Annotated in this window: 15 protein-coding genes and 1 tRNA gene; 9 read left to right on the top strand and 7 right to left on the bottom strand. The window is 35.0% G+C overall.

Features of this window, described 5'->3' with window-relative positions:
* Positions 1–51: 51 nt before the first annotated feature.
* From rpsI to polA, 3 genes are all read right to left on the bottom strand, one after another.
* Positions 52–438, bottom strand: coding sequence for a 30S ribosomal protein S9 (gene rpsI / locus WBG07_RS08855; protein WP_340200461.1), 387 nt, complete (start codon positions 436–438; stop codon positions 52–54).
* A complete protein-coding gene (gene rplM, locus WBG07_RS08850; protein WP_340200459.1) occupies positions 439–894 on the bottom strand; it encodes a 50S ribosomal protein L13 in 456 nt (151 codons plus the stop codon).
* Between the two features lie 379 nt (positions 895–1,273).
* The gene (polA, locus tag WBG07_RS08845; protein WP_340200457.1) at positions 1,274–4,093 is read right to left on the bottom strand and encodes a DNA polymerase I; all 2,820 of its coding nucleotides are present in this window, start codon (positions 4,091–4,093) and stop codon (positions 1,274–1,276) included.
* Positions 4,094–4,316: 223 nt separating this feature from the next.
* On the opposite strand from polA, the gene WBG07_RS08840 reads away from it, so the two are divergent.
* Together WBG07_RS08840 and WBG07_RS08835 are read left to right on the top strand one after the other, a co-directional pair.
* Positions 4,317–5,540 (top strand): metallophosphoesterase, encoded by a 1,224-nt coding sequence (locus WBG07_RS08840; protein ID WP_340200456.1) that lies wholly within the window; start codon positions 4,317–4,319, stop codon positions 5,538–5,540.
* Between the two features lie 117 nt (positions 5,541–5,657).
* Entirely contained in the window at positions 5,658–7,160 is a 1,503-nt protein-coding gene (locus tag WBG07_RS08835; protein ID WP_340200455.1) for an autotransporter outer membrane beta-barrel domain-containing protein, read from the top strand.
* A gap of 190 nt (positions 7,161–7,350) precedes the next feature.
* On the opposite strand, the gene WBG07_RS08830 is transcribed toward WBG07_RS08835, so the two are convergent.
* Positions 7,351–8,418 carry a 3-oxoacyl-[acyl-carrier-protein] synthase III C-terminal domain-containing protein gene (locus tag WBG07_RS08830; protein ID WP_340200453.1) on the bottom strand — a complete coding sequence of 356 codons (1,068 nt, stop codon included), beginning with the start codon at positions 8,416–8,418 and terminating at the stop codon, positions 7,351–7,353.
* A gap of 986 nt (positions 8,419–9,404) precedes the next feature.
* Between WBG07_RS08830 and WBG07_RS08825 the strand changes: the two genes are divergently transcribed.
* The 3 genes from WBG07_RS08825 to WBG07_RS08815 all read left to right on the top strand — a co-directional run bounded on the left by WBG07_RS08825 (position 9,405) and on the right by WBG07_RS08815 (position 12,134).
* Complete coding sequence (locus WBG07_RS08825; protein ID WP_340200451.1) at positions 9,405–10,175, top strand: hypothetical protein; 771 nt, start codon at positions 9,405–9,407, stop codon at positions 10,173–10,175.
* Between the two features lie 814 nt (positions 10,176–10,989).
* Positions 10,990–11,754 (top strand): hypothetical protein, encoded by a 765-nt coding sequence (locus tag WBG07_RS08820; protein WP_340200449.1) that lies wholly within the window; start codon positions 10,990–10,992, stop codon positions 11,752–11,754.
* Positions 11,755–11,837: 83 nt separating this feature from the next.
* Positions 11,838–12,134: a thioredoxin family protein gene (locus WBG07_RS08815; RefSeq protein ID WP_340200448.1), complete on the top strand. Its 297-nt coding sequence runs from the start codon at positions 11,838–11,840 to the stop codon at positions 12,132–12,134.
* A 15-nt stretch (positions 12,135–12,149) separates the two neighbouring features.
* Here WBG07_RS08815 and WBG07_RS08810 read toward each other — a convergent pair whose 3' ends face one another.
* Together WBG07_RS08810 and WBG07_RS08805 are read right to left on the bottom strand one after the other, a co-directional pair.
* A complete protein-coding gene (locus WBG07_RS08810; RefSeq protein ID WP_340200447.1) occupies positions 12,150–12,779 on the bottom strand; it encodes a polysaccharide deacetylase family protein in 630 nt (209 codons plus the stop codon).
* Between the two features lie 17 nt (positions 12,780–12,796).
* On the bottom strand, positions 12,797–16,045 hold the full coding sequence (locus tag WBG07_RS08805; RefSeq protein WP_340200445.1) for a glycosyltransferase family 117 protein: 3,249 nt from the start codon (positions 16,043–16,045) through the stop codon (positions 12,797–12,799).
* Between the two features lie 164 nt (positions 16,046–16,209).
* On the opposite strand from WBG07_RS08805, the gene WBG07_RS08800 reads away from it, so the two are divergent.
* Positions 16,210–16,280 (top strand) — tRNA-Gln (locus WBG07_RS08800).
* A 58-nt stretch (positions 16,281–16,338) separates the two neighbouring features.
* Here the strand turns inward: WBG07_RS08800 and WBG07_RS08795 are convergent.
* Positions 16,339–17,166: a universal stress protein gene (locus tag WBG07_RS08795; protein WP_340200443.1), complete on the bottom strand. Its 828-nt coding sequence runs from the start codon at positions 17,164–17,166 to the stop codon at positions 16,339–16,341.
* A gap of 150 nt (positions 17,167–17,316) precedes the next feature.
* Between WBG07_RS08795 and rimP the strand changes: the two genes are divergently transcribed.
* From rimP to infB, 3 genes are read left to right on the top strand one after another with little or no spacing between them, the layout of a single operon-like run.
* Complete coding sequence (gene rimP / locus WBG07_RS08790; protein WP_340200441.1) at positions 17,317–17,787, top strand: ribosome assembly cofactor RimP; 471 nt, start codon at positions 17,317–17,319, stop codon at positions 17,785–17,787.
* Positions 17,788–17,796: 9 nt separating this feature from the next.
* Positions 17,797–19,029, top strand: a complete 1,233-nt coding sequence (gene nusA, locus WBG07_RS08785; protein ID WP_340200440.1) for a transcription termination factor NusA — start codon at positions 17,797–17,799, stop codon at positions 19,027–19,029.
* Positions 19,030–19,050: 21 nt separating this feature from the next.
* On the top strand, positions 19,051–21,864 hold the full coding sequence (gene infB, locus WBG07_RS08780; protein WP_340200437.1) for a translation initiation factor IF-2: 2,814 nt from the start codon (positions 19,051–19,053) through the stop codon (positions 21,862–21,864).
* Positions 21,865–21,888: the final 24 nt, after the last annotated feature.

Raw genomic sequence — 21,888 nt, 5'->3', positions numbered from 1 at the left:
TGATTTTTAAATTCAATAATAAATGAACATGGTATAAAATACCTAGTAATATTAACGTTTTGAGAATTGGAATTTCTTACGCGCTTTCTTTTGTCCGAATTTCTTACGTTCAACCATTCTTGGGTCTCTTGTAAGTAAACCTTCCGGTTTAAGCGTTATTCTGTACTCTGCGTCAATTTCGCATAAAGCTCTTGAAATTGCTAAACGAATTGCTTCTGCTTGTCCTGTTATACCTCCTCCATAAACATTTACTTTAATGTCATAGTTCTCTGCATTATCAGTAAGAGTTAGAGGTTGTTTTACTTTGTACTGTAAAGTGCCTGTAGTAAAGTATGCTTGCAACTCTCTTTTGTTTATGGTAATGTTTCCATTTCCAGGAGCCATATATACTCTTGCAACTGCAGTTTTTCTTCTGCCAATTTTGTGAATTACTTCCATTTACTTAAGATCGTTTAAGTTAATAGCTGTTGGCTTTTGTGCTTCCTGCTTATGCTCAGCACCAACATATACTTTTAAATTTCTAAAAAGTTCTGCACCCAATTTATTTTTTGGAAGCATTCCTTTTACTGCTTTTTCTACAATTTTAGAAGCATCTCTTTCAAGAAGGTCTTTAACTGTAGTAAATCGTTGACCGCCAGGATAACCTGTGTGACGAATGTACTCCTTAGAGTCCCATTTGTTACCAGTAAGGTTAATCTTTTCTGCGTTGATAACAACTACGTTATCTCCACAGTCAACGTGCGGCGTAAAATCAGGCTTGTATTTACCTCTAAGTAGCTTTGCTATTCTAGTGGCTAGACGGCCTAACGTCTGTCCTTCGGCATCTACCAAAACCCACTGTTTATTTACAGTAGCTTTATTCGCAGAAACCGTTTTGTAGCTTAATGTGTCCACACTAACTTTTTTTAATTATTAAACATTCCTTTCCCTACCAATGGAGAGCCATCGGATAGCGGGGTGCAAATGTACAATTATTATCTACAATAACAAACAGGGTTTTAGAATAATTTAATGCCTCTAAATTATTGGTTTTTACTACACTATTATTTTTTTAGTTTTGAAACTTTGATGTTTAATTTTTAAAGAAAACAAGGGTAAGAATACCATCAATAAGAAGTTAGATAGAGTGCCAGTTAATTTTTTAAAAAGATATTTTTTAAGCCAATGAAAATGCTAAAGATCAAAGGTGTTTGTAATTGTAACACCAAGAATTTTAGATATTTTCCTGCTAAAAACCACGAATAGCCTTACACTTTTTAATTTTAGTAAAGGACTAGTGTGCTTCCAGCCAGTTTTCACCAATTCCTATTTCAACATCTAAGGGAACCGATAATTTATACGCATTTTCCATAGCTTGTTTAATCATTGGCTGAATGGTGTCAAGTTCTTCTTTATAAGCATCAAAAACCAATTCATCATGCACTTGTAATAGCATTTTTGTTTTGAAATTTCCGTTCAAAAGTTTTTGGTGAATATCAATCATTGCTATTTTAATGATATCGGCTGCACTTCCTTGTATAGGTGCATTTACAGCATTTCTTTCGGCGCCACCTCGTACTACTTGATTTCGTGAATTAATATCTGGAAGGTATCTTCTTCGTCCAAGAATTGTTTCAACGTAGCCATGATCTTGTGCAAAATGTATTTGGTTGTTGATGTAGGCTCTTAATTTGGGGTATGTTTTATAATAGGTTTCAATAAGGTCTTTAGATTCGCTTCTGGATAGGGTAGTTTGATTACTAAGTCCGAATGCAGAAACTCCATATATAATACCAAAATTAACTGTTTTTGCATTACCTCTTTGTTCACGAGTAACTTCTTCAAGTGGCACATTAAAAACTTTTGCAGCTGTAGATGCGTGAATATCTTCACCATTCTTAAAAGCCTGAATCATGGTTTCTTCTTCACTCAATGCTGCTATAATTCTCAATTCTATCTGAGAGTAATCTGCAGCTAGTAAAACATAATCTTTGTTTCGGGGAATAAAGGCTTTACGTACTTGTTGGCCTCTCTCAGTTCTTATTGGAATGTTTTGTAGATTGGGATTATTACTGCTTAATCTTCCAGTAGCAGCTACGGCTTGGCTATACACCGTATGAATGCGCCCCGTTTTTTTGTTCACTTCATTAGGTAAGGCATTAACATAGGTGTTTTGAAGTTTATTTAATTGACGCCATTGTAAAATATCAGCAATTATTTGATGATCTTTAGCTAGATAAGAAAGAACATCTTCTGCGGTGGAATACTGTCCTGTTTTGGTTTTTTTAGGCTTATCAACCAGTTTAAGTTTATCAAAGAGAATTGGGCCCAATTGTTTTGGTGAAGCAAGGTTAAATTCTTCTCCGGCTTGCTCAAAAACAGCGGCTTCCAATTTTTTAATATCAGAAGTTAATTCAGAAGATAAGGAGTTTAAGAATTCCACGTTTAGGTTAATGCCTTCAATTTCCATTGCTGCCAGCACGCTCACCAGAGGAGCTTCAATTTTTTCAAAAAGGTTGATTGCATTTCTTTTAGGTAATTCTTTTTCAAAGGTTCTTTTTAGTTGCAAGGTAATATCTGCATCTTCCACAGCGTATTCGCATTGATCTTTTTGGGAAACCGTTCTCATAGATGCTTGATTTTTACCTTTTTTACCAATTAATGATTCAATAGGTACAGGACTGTAAGAAAGATAGGTTTCTGCCAAAATATCCATGTTGTGCCTCATGTCTGGATTGATGAGGTAATGGGCAATCATGGTGTCAAATAACTTTCCTTTTACTTGAATATTATAGTTAGAAAGAACTTTAATATCATATTTTAAGTTTTGTCCTATTTTCTCAATTTTTTCAGAGAGAAAAAAAGGTTTGAATTCATTCAAAACCTCAATAGTTTCTTCTTGATTTTCTGAAAATGGCACATAATACCCTTTACCTTCCTGCCATGAAAAAGCAATTCCAACTAGGGAAGCTTCCAAGCTTTTTAAACTGGTAGTTTCTGTGTCAAAACAAACACTGTTTTGTGTTAATAACTGTTTTATCAATATTTTTCTTGCAAGCGGGGTTTTTACCAATTGATAAAAATGAGCTGTGTTTTCAATAGTTTTTAATCCAGTCTCATTAGTGGCAGAAGCTTCAGATGGGGGAGCTCCAAAAAGGTCAAATTGACCTTGTGTTTCTTTAGTGCCTGCATTATTTTTTGTGCCATTTTCAGAAATATTTTCTGGAGATTCAATTTCAAACGTTTTTTTGAGATTTTCAGAGAGTCTTCTAAACTCTAACTCTTGAAAAATTTCCTGTACCTTCTCAAGGTCTGGCGTATTTAACTCGTAATCCTCTTCGTGAAAAGTAACAGGAACATCTAGCATAATGCGCGCCAGTTTCTTAGATAGTAACCCTAGCTCTTTGTTGGCTTCTACCTTTTCTTTCATTTTACCTTTTAGCTGATCTGTATTTGCTAAAAGGTTTTCCATACTGCCGTATTCTTTCAAAAATTTTTTTGCAGTCTTTTCGCCTACTCCTGGAAGCCCTGGAATATTATCCACAGAATCTCCCATCATTCCCAAGAAATCAATTACCTGCTCAGGGTGTTCTATTTCAAATTTTTGTTGTACTTCTTTTACGCCCCAAATTTCAATTCCGTTACCCATTCTAGCAGGACGATACATAAAGATGTTTTCAGAAACCAACTGTGCAAAATCTTTGTCTGGAGTTACCATATAGATTTTATATCCTTGTTTTTCTGCTTGCTTTGCAAGGGTTCCAATAATATCATCCGCTTCATAACCTGGTTTTTCAATACAGGGTATATGCATTGCTTTAAGGATGTCTTGAATAATTGGTATGGCTATTTTTATAGCTTCGGGTGTTTCATCTCTGTTTGCTTTATAAGCTTCAAACATTTCCAGGCGTGCCTCGCTTCCATCTTTATCAAATGCAACCGCTAGATGATCTGGTCTCTCTCTTTTAATTACATCCAAAAGAGAATTCATGAAGCCCATAATGGCCGAAGTGTCCATTCCCTTAGAGTTAATTCTGGGATTTTTAATAAAAGCATAATATCCTCTAAAAATCAGAGCATAAGCATCGAGTAAAAAAAGTCTTTTTTGTGACATGAAATAGTTTGAAAGTTTACAATTGAGCTATCGGCACTAACAGAATTTCAAAACTACAAAGTTTCTACTCCTTCTGAAAATTTAATAACAACTTTGAGACTAGACCCTTGCTAAATAATGCTTTCTCCTACAATTTAGAAAGATTCACAATCGTTAATAAATGCCTAAAGCTTTAGTTTACGGGTTTTTTATGTTTAATTTTACTAAAAATAGCTAGAGTCTCATGTTGCGTTGGACCACCTTCATTTTTATTTATTCCATTATAGATTGGTACGCCTTTCAAGCGGTTAAAACACTTACCAAAAACCAGTGGGTACATTACGTATACATTGCAGTTTCTGTAATTGTAGTTGGTAATTTTATTTTACAGTTTGTTATTTCAAATGATGCAGGAAGAGTTTTGACACCGGCTAAAAGTTATGCTTTTGGTTTTTTAATCACATTGATGACGCTAAAACTTTCCATACTTCCATTTGTATTAGGTGAAGATATTTATAGAACAGGAGCTGGTTTTTATAATAAGTTTTTTAAGGCAGAAGAATCTTTTGATATTCCTTCAAGAAGAAAGTTTGTGAGTGTTATTGCCTTAGGAATCGCTGCAATTCCTTTTGCATCATTATTATATGGAATGTATAAAGGGAAATATAATTTTAGAGTATTGAGATATACTATGGAATTTGATGATTTGCCAAAAGCTTTTGATGGCTATAAAATTACCCAAATAAGTGATATCCACTCTGGAAGTTTTGATAATAAAAGTAAAATTGAATATGCTATTGACCTTATAAATAAAGAAGCAAGTGACACGATTCTTTTTACAGGAGACATGGTGAATAATTATGCATTTGAAATGATACCATGGAAAGATACTTTTGGTAGACTTGAAGCAAAAGACGGAAAGTTTTCTGTTTTAGGAAATCATGATTACGGAGATTACGTAGATTGGGATACAGAAGAAGCAAAAAAAGAAAACCTAGAGGAACTTAAACAAATTCAAAAGGATATTGGTTTTGAGCTGTTATTAAATGAAAGTAGGTTTTTGGAGAAAGATGGACAGCGTATTGCCCTAGTTGGGGTGGAAAATTGGGGTGCTGGCGGATTTAAGAAGGCTGGTGATTTAACGCTGGCATCTAAGAATATTGATAAAGATGACTTTAAAATACTAATGAGTCATGACCCTTCACATTGGCAGCATGAGGTGATAAATCATGATTACCATTACCACCTAACCCTCAGTGGTCATACACATGGTATGCAGTTTGGTATTGAAATCCCTGGATGGATTAAATGGAGTCCTGTAAAATGGCGTTACAAGTATTGGGCTGGAATATACGAGGAACTGGGTCAATACATAAATGTAAATAGAGGGTTTGGTTTTCTGGCTTTTCCTGGAAGAGTTGGTATCTGGCCAGAAATAACGGTTATTGAACTTAAAAAATCTTCGTAAGCTTAATTTTTTGGTATATTACAGAAAAGTATTTACTTTGTGCTTGATTTAATTTGTAAGATAAATCAAGAATATATTGTTTAGCCCCCTGAATTAACCTTTAAAACCTACTTAATTATGTATGTAAAGAAGTTAAGAACCGCGTATGTGCTTTTTTTGGCGTTAATGTCAACGGTCACTTTTCAAGTAAATGCCCAAGTGGGTATTGGTACAACTACACCAGACGCCTCTGCTGTTTTGGATATTACCTCTAGCACCCAAGGGTTGTTAGCTCCTAGAATGACTACCACGCAAAGAGGAGCTATTGTTTCTCCAGCCAAAGGGTTAATAGTTTTTGATACAGATCTAGATGCTTTCTTCTATTTTGATGGTGCTTCTTGGGAAGAAATAATAGACGGAACGGTAAGTAGAGATAATTATAAACTTATTAAGAGTGGTGATGTTCTGGCTACTGTTTTAGCAGATGAATTGGCTGCTGGAAGCGGCACCACTTATGTATTAGATGCAAATACTTTATATGAATTTAATGGAACCATCCTTTTTGACTTTCCAATTGAGCTTAATAATGCGTATTTAACAGGAAATGATGTTTCAAATGATGTGTTGGTAAATACAACGGGTGGGGCATTGTTTACAGGTAATACGGGAGGTTCTATTCGAAGTTTGACTGCTGCAGCAGGAGGCAATTCCATGTTTAACCTTACCATGAATGCAACCGCAACAGAAAGATTAGTTATGCAAAGTTGTGTATTTGCGGGCCCTGGAACAGTAGGAACTATCTCAGACGCCACTTTGGTCTTTATGTCCATTATTCAGTTTGCTGGTTTTACTAACGGAGTAACATTTACAGATATTGATTCTTTATTACTGGATAATTTAGGTTGGTTAGCTACCAATTCTGGAACTATGCAGACTTTTACGGGTACTTTTGATCTGATTACACAGTCCAGTGGTTTTGTAGTAGTAGATGCCGGAGAAACAGGGTTTGATTTGAGTTCTAACCCTACTATTAATGAAAGTGCATCTTTGGAAACCGTTACTTTTTCAGGAGCAGGTACGCCCGTGAATGGGTATACCACAGGAACGTATCCAGGGTTTAGCTTTACAACAGATTGGACCGTTAATTGCAGCGGAATACCGGTAGAAAGAGATGCTTCTGCTTCTGCTAATATTTATTATAACGGTAATATTGTTACGGGATTTAATCAAACAGTTCTAAATAGTAATACAACTCCTTTTAATCTAACAGGAATCGGAGGTTCAAACACCACTACTGCGGTTAACATGTTTAGAACTTCTTCTGCCACCTCAAATAGAATTACTTATGAAGGTAGTAAAAGAAGAATTTTTCAAGTAAATGCTTCTTTGTCTGTACTTGGTAATGCCAATTCTGTAGGTAAGTATTTTGCGTTTTTAATTGTGAAAAATGGAACCACCTCATTAGTTGAAACAAATACATTGATGCGAGTTAATAATTCATCAGATGTAAATAGTTTGGCAATTGTAGGAACTGTAGAGATGGACCCTGGAGATTTCATTGAGATTTGGGGGCAACGTTTAACAGGTTCTGGTAATGCGGATCAATTGTCTATTTTTTCATTGAACTTAAGTATACAATAAGTAGAAATTATAGGATTACAACATCAAAAGAGGATATCAATAGTTGATATCCTCTTTTTTATTCATTATAAATATTCCTGAACTTGTCTTCTTAGTTAATTTTAAAGCAAGTAAAAAGCTTGTGAAAAAAACATAAAACCTTGACTAGCTATTATTTTTTAGATTTAAACTTATACTTTAAAAGCTAAATCTACTTCCAAGAATATTTTAATGCAGCCATATAATATCCGGCACCAAAACCAATTAATAAACCTTTAGTACCTATGGAGACAGTCTCTTTTTTATTGAAAAAAGATTCCAGTACATAAAGGCAACTGGGAGCACTGGTATTGCCATACTTATAAAAGGCATCTATAGATGGTTTGATTTTGGTTTCTGGTAGCCCAAGGTGATCTTCTCGTGTAAATTGTTTAATTACCTTAGTGCCTCCTTGATGGATAGACCATTCTTCTATATCAGCAATCTCCACTTTATTTTTTTTCATAAAGGGCTTGATTAGTTTTTCTGAAACGAGCTTAGGTACCACATCTTTCAATTGGGTATCCATCATAAATTTCCCGTTTTTCATTTTTATGAGACCCCCAGGGGTATGGTATTTTGCAGTGTCTGCCACCTTCATTACCGGATGATTGAATCTCTTCTTCATTCTTTCAGGGATAACTAGTATTCCAATACCTCCATCATTAAATAAAAGATTGGAAACTAGTGTTTTACTGAAATCCTCATCATCAGCAGCTAATGGGGTCATTTTAACGGTACATTGGTCAAAAACGAAAACAATCGCTGGTCTATCAAAATGTTTACAATATTCAATCGCATCGCTTAAAGAATAGATGCCAGCAGCACATCCATAATAAGGGAGTTCTTCTGTAGTATCTAATTCTTTCAATTCTGCATCCAATGCAATTTGACAGGCAAGATTTGGAAGAATATCAGTGTGATAAGTCGCATTATAACTGAGATTGAACATTCCAATTTCGTCTTTGTCAACATATTTGGTTAATTTGTCAATGATAGATACACCCCATTTTCTAGGATGATCTTTTTCTTGCTTTAGAAGTACATTAGGGTAAGCATCAAAGTCTAATACGCTAGGTCTTTTTTGCACTCCAAAGGAGCTTGCCAATCGTTTTGCTAGTTGGTTGGTTCGTTCTCCGTAAATTTCTTTAGGATAAACTCGATCTGCAAAATAAACGGCATCATAAGATTTAGGGAAAATAGACTGCACCTCAGCAATGTAAACATCTGTCTGTTTCATTTTAAACATAGATTAAGTTAATAAAAAATGGGTAATTTGGGGGTTTAATCGAAGAGGGGCTACTTTGTTCATGCTAAATCTAAAAAAGATGAACGGTTTGGGGTGAAAAAATATGTTAATTTTTAAATTATTACGGGCATTACTTTAAATTATTACGGTAAAACCTTTTTATTAAAAAGATAATTTTATGTAAAAAATTGATATTCAATAATATATTATTTTTAAGGATCTTGATATTTTCAATTATTTGTTTTATATGCTCAAGTATTTTTCTCTTTAATTTTACAATAATGTTAATTTTTTAACTGTAATAATTAAACAATATATTTCTAGTATTTAGACGCCACTCTTGTTTGAGCTCAAAATAATAGCGTAGAATGTTGTTCGGGATTAATTGCAAGAAAGTATAGTAATGTTAACGTGATTTCTATGATATAACCTTCATAAAGTATAATTTCAAAATTTTCGCACTATTTTAATCTAACAATCTTATTTATAGTATATTACTTTCATTTTCTTTACTCGTATAGGGGCAAACGTAAAGAAAACGGCTAGTAGCTGTTTTTAGCGTAGCAGTCAGGCGGCGTGGGGAGAACAAGAGAATCTCGAAGTAAGTCGGGTGCCCTTTTAGTTCGTGTCATTTCTATTTTCCGTTAAGGAATTCAAAAATTTTTAACGGAAAAGGCCTGCTACACCGCGGATAAGAATACCCCCATAGAAAAAGTAGTTCTTTATATATCGAACTCAGGTAACGATATTATTTTATTTGGTTATCCGATTTAAATAGTGCTAGGTGATTGATATGTAAACTGTTATATAATTAGATGCGGATTTCAAAAGTATTAGCATCCAATAACTAGAATCAGACTACGTGTTTTTTAAAAGTACTATTTCACCTGAAATTTCAACCAATTTGTCTGACATTTGTTTGTTTATTACGGTAAAACCTTATATTTGTAATTAAATAACTTATTAGCCCTCCAACAATGAATACGAATAAAAACATTCGTATAAGCCTACTCTTATGTGCTTTTACGATTCTATGTACACTAAATTTAACCTACGCTCAGGTAGGGATAGGAACTACAACACCTGATGCTTCTGCTGTTTTAGATATTACCTCAGCTAATAAAGATACAGGTGTCTTATTTCCAAGACTTACCACATTAGAAAGAGATGCTATAAGCTCTCCTGCTGCTGGTTTGTTAATTTATAATATTGATGAAAATGAATTTCAATATAATTTTGGCACTCCGCTCTTATCTAACTGGGTTTCGGTAAAAAATTCAGGATCTCAACCAAGATCTGTTAAATACCATTATGATAGTAGTGCTTCTAATCCTAACCTAAATAACTCAGGTGGTCAAGTAGTGCCAATATTTGTAGCGCCAGACTGGAATGATGATACGTCCTTATATGTAAAAACGGCCAATGGTTTTCTTACAATAAATGAGTCTGGAAGGTATCGCTTTACAGTAAATATTGATATGGAAGATACAGATGGGGATAATGATTTGATGTCGTTATATGTTTTAGTTAGAGTAAATGGAGTAGAGTTAAGGTCTGGTGCTTCAACTGCATTGTTCGCGAATCAGGGAAGTAATGAAAATGTTTACAGTTCATTAAACTTTTCTGAAATTTATGATATAACTGCCGGCGATTCTGTTAGTATTATTGCGTATAGAGATAGTGGTGCTGGCAATGTTCTTTTATCGGGAACTGGCTATACCAACATTAGTATAGAAAAATTAGAGTAGTTAGAGATTTATTTAAAACTACGTATTTTTCATTTTTTTGCTGATTTCTAAGTCGCTAGTGTATGAATGAGTTTTAGTGGGAACTAATTAGTGTAGAAGTCATACAGTATATATTTTTATCTTTCATCTGTTGATCTTACAAAGGTGGGAACAATCAAGAAATTATTACTTAACAAGTGTACAAGTTGGTATAATAACAGATATTATGAATGTTTTAGCCAATAGTCCTCGGTCATATGATTGTCAATAGACCTTTCTTACCGTAGACAATACAATTTGTAAGGAGCGTATCTATGTGATTTAGTATTCCCCTTCTGGGTTTGGAGAATCCAAAACGGTGTAGAGAACACTGGTAGTGAATGATGCTCCAAGAGATTACTAGCAAATTTTAGCCGAAAATCTGGGTGCAACTAGTAGAGTTTATACCATAGATGTGAATGCCACAACGGTTTAAACGAATTTGATGGTTGTTGTGATCTTACTACTTATGGCAGCGGTTGGACCTTAGTACTTTATTATTCATTTATAGGAAGAACTTTAATAAATAATTTAAAAGAAGGTTTTGTGCCTTTAACTGGGCATAATGCATACCTTCCCTTTCTTGTTAACTACAAAGCACAAAATTAAAAATAACAATTCCATTTCTAATAAACCTTTCTTTAAAGCAGTCCGGAAAGTGATTGGAGAATTAATAGGGGTAATGATAGGGAAATGGATGATAATCCAGATTTTTATTTCATTTCTGACAGACCTATCAAGTCTAAATTACGGAAAAACCGTATCTTTACTTAGTGGTTTAAATAATAGGTTCTCTATGAAATATTTTTGTCTTAATACAAGTTTTATTAGATTCATAAGCTTTATAGTCGTATTCAATTGTTATGTATTTTCTTATGGACAAGTAGGAATTGGCACCACTATTCCTGAAGCAGTATTAGATGTCAATTCTACAGAGTCTGGTATTTTAATACCTAGATTGACGAGTCTCCAGAGAGATGCTATTGTTTCTCCGGTTGTTAGTATGATGATTTTTAACAGTACAGAAAATGTATTTCAATTTTGTAGTGCAGTCACTCCTAATGTTATCTGGAAATCAGTGACCAATTCTCCTTCTTTAAAATATGTAGCTTCTATAAACACTACAAGCCCAGATTTAAGCATTTCCGGTAACGGTTCAGCTTCTAGAATGCCTATTTTTGATTTTCCTTCTTGGAATGATGATACTACCTTATTTACATCAATCACAAGTGGCGGTACCACGCTCAATGTTTCACAGCCAGGAAGATATAGAATTACTTTGAATGCATATGTCTCTGTAAATACTTCGGGTAGTGCAGCTATACGTTACTATGTAGATGGTTCCCGGGCTTCCGGAGGAGCTGCTATTGTAAGTAATCCAAATTTGACGAATGTATTAAATACAACGGTACACTTATCAGAAATCATTGAAATTACTTCGGTACCTGCGGCTATAACCGTTCAGGTAGATGAAATTACTCCCAATACAGATTTGAGATTGCTTGCAAGTCCAACATCGGGCGTTTCTGTCAACAATATTCAGATAGAAAAGCTTAATTAAAAATGTATCAAAATACCTAAATGTGGTGTATTTAGGTTTTTTTATTACATTTGATTGATTAAACCCGTAAAAATCAAAAATATATGTCCAAGTTTGGTGATTTAATAGACATCAGCATTCCTGTGTTGCTGGATTTCTATACAGACTGGAATGAAGCTGCAAAAAGTATGCATGCTGTATTGCGTGATGTAGCTGCTGCCATGGGCGATAAAGCCAAAGTGATTAAAATTGACGTAGATAAGAATCAAGAGTTGGCAGAAGCTTTACGAGTGAAAGGCTTGCCCACATTAATGATCTATAAGGATGGAGAAATGGTTTGGCGACAAAGTGGAGAACAAGATGCTAATACCTTAATTGGTATTTTACAGGAATATGTCTAGTGTTTTTTCTTTGCTTTAGATTATAGTTTCAAAAGAGAATCCCTTTAATTTTAAATTTTTAAGTATTTCGGGTAAAATAGCTTTGAGATTTTTACTGGCCTTTAGGCTGTCGTGAAAAACAATAATGCTTCCATCTTCTGTATTGTTGATTACATTTTGATAACAAGTATCCGGAGTTAAATTCTTATCCCAATCCATCGCTAAGACGTCCCACATAATAATTTTATACCCTTTTTTCGCTAGTAAGGCTGCCTGCTTAAAACCCATTTTTCCGTAGGGAGGTCTAAATAGATTAGAATCAATCTCTTCTGCAGCTTTATCAACATTTTTTATATAATCTGTGGTCTTCGTTTTCCATCCATTTAAATGGTTATTGGTGTGGTTTCCTAAGGTATGCCCTTCACTTAAAATACGATTGTATAATTCTTTATGCGCCTGAACATTTTTTCCAATACAAAAAAAAGTGGCTTTCGCATTATATTGATTTAGTACATCAAGTACCCAATCCGTTACTCCAGGAGTGGGGCCATCATCAAAGGTTAAAAACACCTGTTGTTTTCCTTTAGTATAATTCCAGATACGGTTTCTAAAGAAATATTTTAGAAGCTTAGGTGTTTTTGCAGGTATTCCATTCTTGAATAACATAACAAACCAGCAATAGTTTATTCAGATTCAATCTCTTTAAAGAAATGGCTAAATTTCTTTAAATAGTTGTTGTAGGTCTCTACCTGCTTTCTGCCAAAAGTTTCATCATCATTTTTCACAACGATATCAAGAATACCTCTAAAACGATCCAGATCACCTCTAATATCTCCATAATACTCATATTGACTATCTAGTGCTAGGCTGCTGTAATAATCTAAATGTTCCTGATAAATTTTAGAAACCTTGCTGTAAAGGACTCTTGCCTTTTCCTTTTCATCTACCTTATAGTAACCTTCAATATAGGGTTCTAAGAAAACATAGTAACCAAAATATCCAGCAGGCATATTTTTCATTGCTAGATCTAAAATATTCTTTGCCTTTTCTTTTTTGTCTTCTTGCAAGAGTTTTTCAACCAATCTGGCCATATTACTTCTAAAAGTAATACTATTTCTTCTGGTTTCAGTGTCGTGATAAATTTTAGTGTTACCAGAGTTGCCCCAATTCCATTTCATCACAATATCATACATAAGATCACTATCAATACGACCCATTTCAAAAGGGTTCTCTGCGTTTCTTTTGGTTTTAATAGGAACTAGTTTGTAGACAAGTCCATCTAGTTGCAAATATTCTTTCATCCATAAATATTCTGCTTTATCAAAGCTTCCTCCAGTAAAATAAATGGGACGTTTCCAATCATTGTTTGCCAGAAGATCTAACATTAAGATTCTGTTTTTAGAAATAGCACTTTCTGGTAAATCAATATCTATGTAATCAACAATCAATGCGCTGTCTTTTTCTTTTACAAGTCCAGACTTCAAAACATTCTCCTTATTAACTGGTACGCGAATTTTATTGGTTGGGTAATAGACTGTTTCTAGTTCACTTTCGGGCACTCCATCTGTGCTTCCCCCATATTGTTTAATAAGATATCCGTACTTGGTTTTTGGATCATCACTAGAAATCCAATCCATAAAATCTTTAATATTCCAACGTGCTTCAGATAAGGGTTGGAATCTTATATAATCTCTAACACCCCAAGCGTATTGAGCATGTTTTAATTGCGAAGGAATAGGGTCGCTTTCATATGCTTTTCGCTTCATTTGATCAATATACCAATCTGTCTGGAAAAGACTACTGTTAATTACCCTTACATCTGTTCTGTACTCTTCAATTTCTTGTGCATACCATAAACCGAAAGTGTCATTATCACCAATAGAGAAAATGATAGCGCCAACATCTTCCTGAACAGAGTCTAAATAGCACATAGGAAGAGATCTCGCGGTATATTTATCTGAACGATCATGGTCATCCCAGTTTTCATAGGCCATCACAGAAGGTACTGCCAGAAGACAAACTACGGTAATTAAAGGGCCAGCCATTTTAGGAGTCACATAATTTTTAAGTCCTTCATAAATTGAAATCACACCAATACCTATCCAAATAGCAAATATATAGAAAGAGCCTACAAGAGAGTAGTCTCGCTCCCTAGGTTCAAATGGACGAATATTGGTGTAGAATTGAATTGCCAAACCAGTGAGTAAAAAGAAGAAGAGAAGCACCCAAAATTGTTTAACATCTCGTCTTGCTTGAAATACGAGTCCAATAATTCCAAGTATTAATGGAAATAAATAATAAGTGTTTCTTGCTTTGTTATTTAAGACGTCAGAGGGTAAGTTTTCCTGAGAACCTAAAAATAACTCATCTATAAAATTAATACCTGTAAGCCAATTTCCATGGTTGTCATATTTACCCTGAATATCATCTTGTCTACCTGCAAAATTCCACATAAAATAGCGCCAATACATATAGCCAAATTGATAATTAATCATAAAGCCTAAGTTATCGCTAAGAGAGGGTGCTTCCACATTCAGGTATTCTCCAAATTGTCTAAGAAACTTTACATAGCCGTCCTCATCAATTTTGCCCGTTCGCATGCCCTCTTTTAATTGTTGAACAGCTTCTTTGAGTTCTTCTTGACCTGCATATTCTGCTTTAATTGAAAACTCTAAGGGTTTTACATAACGCATATAGTTTTCTGCATGTTCTGAACTCCACATTCTTGGAAGCATGCCTACATGATCTGGATGTGAAGCTGGTAGCGCATCTTTATATTTATTAACAATTATATATTTACCGTTTTTTTCATCTCTTTCGTACTTCGGGCTATCGTCTTTACGACTATTATCTGGTGGCAACCCGGCAAAACGATCTGAATACATAGTACCATAAATGGGACTTTCAACACCAGGATATTGTTCTCTATTATAATAGGCTAATAAAAGTCTGGCATCAGAAGGGTCATTTTCATTTATTGGTACGTGCGCATTTGCTCTTATAGGTAACATTAGCCAAGAAGAGAACCCTATAAACATAAAAAGTATGCATAGTACGACTGTATTGGTTGTATAAAGACGTCTTTTGCGGGTATATTTCAAAGCCCAATAGAAGACCCCAATAAAGCCAAGACCAACTATAATGGAGCCTGAATTAAATGGTAAGCCAATAGAATTTACAAAAAAGACCTCACCCCACCCAAAAAGTTTTAGGGTATAAGTGAGTGAAAATTTATAAACAAACATCAATAATGCTACCACAACGATGTTACCAATGATAAATTTTTTCAAATCAACATCTTTATATTTCTTGAAGAAGTAAAGCAACCCTATGGATGGAATAGCAAGAAAGCCCATAAATTGAACTCCAAATGTTAGCCCAATTATAAAGGCAATTAAAATCAACCACCTATCACTTCTAGGTTTATCTAAATTATCAACCCATTTAAGCCCTAGCCACAAGAGCAAAGCCATGATAAAACTAGCCATTGCGTAAACTTCAGTTTCCACCGCATTAAACCAAAAGCTATCTGAAAAGGTAAAAGCTAAAGCACCCACAAGTCCGCTTCCTAAAACAGCCATATAGGCATGGTCATCATCCTCGTTCTTTCTCAGTAGTTTTCCTGCCAGATTGGTAATAGTCCAAAACATAAAGAGTATGGTGAATGCACTTGAAAATACAGACATATAATTAACCATTCGGGCAATTTGGTCCGCTTCCATAGCAAACATGGCAAAAAATGCGCCCAACATTTGAAATAAAGGCGCTCCTGGCGGGTGCCCCACCTCTAATTTAGCTGAAGTAGAAATATATTCGCCGCAGTCCCATGAACTAACAGTTGGTTCTACCGTGAGGCCATAAGTGATAAGAGCTATAAAAAAAACAATCCATCCTAAGATGGTATCCCATTTTCTAAAATTGGTTGCAGACATTTATTTAAATTTCTTTAATTGAGCGAATTTAATAATAAATACTAGATAATATGGCATTTTGAAAAAACCTTAACAAGCGTTTTACTTTTTCAATACACTAAATAAAAACGAAAAATATTTGCTCAAACAAAAGTTTGTTTTAAATTTGCATCCGCATTTGGTACTGGCCTATGGTGTAACGGTAACACAACTGGTTTTGGTCCAGTCGTTCAAGGTTCGAATCCTTGTAGGCCAACTGCTTGCTAACCCGCTTTTAAAGCGGGTTTTTTTATGTCCAGTTATTTAAGTGGGCTTCAGGGTGTAGGTATTTTAAAAGTCAGTACAGGTTTAAGGGCATGGTTTGCCAAATCTTCACTAATACTTCCGTTAAAAAAATGAGCCAGTCCTTTGCGGCCATGAGTACTGATGCTTATCAGATCTGCATTAATAGATTTTGAAAAATTAATAACACCTTTCTCTACACTTCTATCATTGTAAATATTGAGAGAAAAGTTGCTTGGCTTTGCTTTTTCAATAAAGGCACTCATCTTATGTGTAATTTCTTGTGTTGTATGAAAAGAGGCAGGCGTATTTACGTATAGAAAATGTATTTTGGCTTTTAGGTTTTTTGCAAATTCTTCAGCTTTAATAAAGGTAGCGTAAGATTCTGGTGAAAAATCACAGGCGAAAACAATACTATCTACGCTAAAATCAGGCTGTTTTTTTTTGATTACCAGAACCGGTGTTTCTGCACTCCTTACCACTTTTTCTGTATTTGACCCAATAATGAATTCCTTAAGGCCAGATGCGCCGCCAGACCCCATTACTATAAGATCTACTTGGTGTTTAGATGCAGCCTCATTTATAGCATCAGCAGTAGTTGAATCTTCTATGGTTTCGTTGGTTTTTAAATTTTCCAAATATGGTTTGTCCATAAATTCCTCAAATCTCTGGTGCGCCATTTTCATATAGAAGAGTACTTCCGGAACTTCGTGTTGTTCTTGTGTAGCTAGATGATTAGGTAGATCTAGTGAATGCATAAGAAATAACTCGGCATCAAAATCTTTAGCTATTTGAGCAGCTACTTCCAATGCGTATTCTGAAAGTTCTGAAAAATCGGTAGGGACTAATATTCTTTTCATGATGTTTTGTAAAGTTTTTATCAATATATGGAAAATAAATAAGTTAGTGATTAAGATTTTATAGGTATAAAAAAAATTGTATATTTGCACCATTGAAAGTAGTAAATGGATATAGAGGGGACCGGAAAGTCCCCTCTTTTTATACTAAAAATGACGTTAAAGCAACGAGTAGAGGAGTTACTGCAAGAGGCACTTAAAGTGCGGAAAGATCTTTTTATTATAGAATTAAATATTTCCTCAGATAACAAAATCAACGTTATCATAGATGGAGATAAAGGTATAACTCTTAATGATTGTATTGAAATTAGTAGGAGTATAGAGCATCCTTTAAATGAAGATGAATTTGATTTTTCATTAGAGGTAATGTCTCCCGGCGCAACAGAGCCTCTTATTGATAAAAGGCAATATAATAAAAACATTGGGAGAACTCTTGAGGTAAAAACAGTAGATGGGTCTAAATTTGAAGGTGTTTTATCACTGGCTAATGATGAACGATTTCAATTAGTTTGGAAAGAACGGCAGCCAAAGCCAATAGGTAAAGGTAAAGTAACGGTCACTTTGGAAAAGATGTTGTCTTTTTCAGAAGTGAAGGAATCAAAAGTAAAAATAAAATTTAATTAAAATTATGACATGGAAAATCTTGCATTGATCGATTCATTTTCAGAGTTTAAGGATGATAAACTCATTGATCGTGTGACGCTAATGGCCATTTTGGAGGATGTTTTTAGAAATGCGCTCAAGAAGAAATATGGTTCTGATGATAATTTTGATATTATTATTAATCCAGATAAAGGTGACCTAGAAATTTGGAGAAATAGAATAGTTGTAGCAGATGGAGAAGTGGAAGATCCAAATCAGGAAATATCTCTTCAAGAGGCGCGCAAGATAGAGCCTGATTTTGAAGTAGGCGAGGATGTGTCTGAAGAGGTGAAGTTGATTCAACTAGGAAGAAGAGCAATACTCGCATTGAGACAAAATCTTATTTCGAAAATTCATGAACATGATAATACTACCATATACAAGCAATTTAAAGATATGGTGGGGGAAATATATACCGCAGAAGTACACCATATTCGTCATAAAGCGGTAATATTATTGGATGATGAAGGAAATGAAATAATATTGCCAAAGGAAAAACAAATACCTTCAGACTTTTTTAGAAAAGGAGAGAATGTAAGAGGGGTAATTGAAAGTGTTGAATTGAAAGGAAACAAACCAGCGATAATTATGTCAAGGACTTCTCCTGCTTTTCTGGAGAAGTTGTTTGAACAAGAAATACCAGAAGTATTTGATGGGTTGATTTCTGTTAAGAAAGTGGTAAGAATTCCAGGTGAAAAAGCAAAAGTAGCCGTAGACTCTTATGACGATAGAATAGATCCAGTTGGTGCATGTGTTGGAATGAAAGGGTCTAGAATACATGGAATTGTGCGCGAATTAGGTAATGAGAATATTGATGTTATTAACTATACAAATAACATTCAATTGTTTATTACTCGGGCTTTAAGTCCTGCACGGGTAACTTCCATAAAATTAAAAGAAGACACGAAACATGCTGAGGTAATTCTCAAACCAGAAGAAGTATCAAAAGCAATTGGAAAAGGCGGTTTTAATATACGTCTAGCAGGGCAGTTAACAGGGTATGAAATAGATGTATTCCGTGAGGGAATCGAAGAAGATGTAGAGTTAACAGAATTTTCAGATGAAATAGATGCTTGGATTATTGAAGAATTCAAGAAAATTGGTTTAGATACTGCAAAAAGTGTTTTAGATCAAGATATAAACTTTCTAGTAAAACAAACAGACCTCGAAGAGGAAACGATTAGTGAGGTAGTGAAAATTCTCAAAGAAGAATTTGAAGATTAATTTATTGAGGTAATAATAATTATGGCTGCAAACGCAACAATGAGGCTTAATAAGGTTCTTAGAGAACTTAATATATCGCTTGACCGAGCGGTGGAGCATCTTGCATCTAAAGGTTATGAAGTGGAAGCAAGACCCACCACTAAGATCACCCATGAGGTATATAATGTTCTTTTGGATGAATTTAAAACTGACAAAAATAAAAAGGTTGCTTCTAAAGAAGTAGGCGAAGAAAAACGTAAAGAAAAAGAAGCGTTACGTCAGGAAATTGAAAAGGAGCAGGTTCAAAAAAGAGTGGTTAAGGAAGATCAAGAGGTTATTAGAGCGAAAGCTACCCTAAGTGGGCCAAAAACAGTTGGAAAAATAGATCTCGGCGGTAAAAAGCAAGAACCAAAGGAAACCCCTGTGGAACCAGTGAAGAAACCTGCTGAAGAACTCTTAAAAGAAACTCCTGCTGAAAAGGCTGTTGTTGCGAAGCCTGAAAAAGAGGAAGTGAAAGTTGAAACTCCCAAGAAGCCGGTTCCAGAGAAAAAGGAAGATCCGGTAAAAAAAGAAGTGTTAACTCCAAAAGTAGCGCCCGTTTTAATTAAAACTCCAGAAAAAAAGGTAGAAGTTAAAACAGAGGCTGAGCCAGAAGAAGATACTAGTCAGCCATCCATAATTGAAACCAAGTATCAAAAACTTTCTGGTCCAAAGATGACTGGTGAGAAAATAGACCTTACGCAGTTTAAGAAACCCAAGAAGAAGAAAGAAGAACCTTCAAAAGACGCTAAAGCTAAAGAAGCTTCAGATCGCAAACGTAAAAGAAGAAGAATTAGTAAAGAAGGTTCGCCAAAGCCAGGAAGTGGTGGTGGTCCAAATAGATTTAATGATCGTAACAAGAAACCAGGTCAAGGTTCAAGAAGAGGAGCCGCTGCGGCAAAGGTAGAGCCAACAGAGGAAGAAGTACAAAAACAAGTTAGAGAAACGCTGGAGAAATTACAAGGTAAATCTTCTAAATCAAAAGGCGCAAAATATAGAAAGGAAAAAAGAGATTCACATCGACAGAAATCGGAAGAAGAGTTTGCAATGCAGGAAATGGAGAGTAAAACACTCAAAGTTACTGAATTTGTAACAGTGGCTGAAGTAGCTACGATGATGGATGTTCCTACTACCAAAATTATTTCTGCATGTATGTCATTAGGTATTATGATGACAATGAATCAGCGCTTGGATGCAGAAACCCTTAGTATAGTTGCAGATGAATTTGGTTACGAAGTTGAATTCATAACTGCGGATATTGAAGAAGCAATTCAAGAGGAGGAAGATCGCCCAGAAGATTTAAAGGAAAGAGCTCCCATTGTTACTGTAATGGGGCATGTAGATCATGGTAAAACCTCTTTGTTGGATTATGTAAGGGAAGAGAATGTGATTGCAGGAGAAAGTGGAGGAATTACACAGCATATCGGTGCTTATGGTGTTTCATTAGAAAATGGCCAAAAAATAGCATTTCTTGATACACCTGGCCACGAAGCCTTTACTGCAATGCGTGCAAGAGGAGCGCAATTGACGGATGTAGCAATTATTGTAATTGCTGCTGATGACGATGTGATGCCTCAAACAAAGGAAGCAATTAGCCATGCACAAGCAGCTGGTGTACCTATTGTTTTTGCAATTAATAAAATAGATAAGCCTAACGCAAACCCTGATAAGGTTAAAGAAAGTTTAGCCAATATGAATTTATTGGTAGAAGATTGGGGAGGTAAAATTCAATCACAAGATATCTCTGCCAAAACAGGTACAGGAGTGAAAGAGCTACTGGAGAAAGTTTTACTGGAAGCTGAAATTTTAGAATTAAAAGCGAATCCTAATAAAAGAGCTGTTGGAACGGTGGTAGAAGCTTTTCTGGATAAAGGAAGAGGTTATGTTTCTACCATATTGGTTCAGGCTGGAACACTCAGAATAGGAGATTTTGTTTTAGCAGGTAAGAATATAGGTAAAGTAAAAGCTATGTTTGATGAACGTGGTAAGATGATTGAATCTGCTGGGCCATCTACACCTATTTCTATTCTTGGTTTGGATGGAGCACCACAGGCGGGTGATAATTTCCATGTTTTTGAAGACGAGAAAGAAGCAAAACAAATTGCAGCAAAAAGAACACAGCTACAAAGAGAGCAGTCTGTAAGAACACAACGTCATATTACACTTGATGAAATTGGAAGACGAATTGCCTTAGGAGACTTTAAAGAACTTAATATAATTCTAAAAGGAGACGTGGATGGATCTGTTGAGGCATTAACAGACTCATTCCAGAAATTGTCTACTCCAGAAATTCAAATTAATATTATTCATAAAGGAGTAGGAGCAATCACAGAATCTGATGTTCTGCTCGCATCTGCTTCCGATGCCATAATCATTGGGTTTAACGTGAGGCCTATGGGTAATGCACGTTCTATTGCAGATGTAGAAGAGATAGACATCAGAACGTATTCTATTATTTACGATGCTATAAATGATCTCAAGGACGCAATGGAAGGGATGCTCTCTCCAGAAATGAAGGAAGAAGTTACAGGTACTGCTGAGATTAGAGAAACCTTTAAAATCTCAAAAGTGGGTACCATTGCCGGATGTATGGTTACCGATGGTAAGATATTTAGAAATTCTAATATTCGTTTAATACGAGATGGTGTGGTTATATTTACTGGTACTTTGACTTCCTTGAAGCGTTTTAAAGATGATGTCAAAGAAGTTTCTAAAGGGTATGATTGTGGGATACAAGTTAAAAACTACAATGATATTAAAGAAGGTGATATCATAGAAGCTTTTCAAGAAGTGGCAGTCAAGAAAAAATTGAAATAGTAGTTCTAGATGGAATTAAAAGTA

Origin of the sequence: Ascidiimonas meishanensis (genome assembly GCF_037782385.1) — a bacterium.
In the GTDB taxonomy this organism is placed as follows: Bacteria; Bacteroidota; Bacteroidia; order Flavobacteriales; family Flavobacteriaceae; genus Ascidiimonas; species Ascidiimonas meishanensis.
This window is presented reverse-complemented; position numbering and strand designations above follow the sequence as displayed.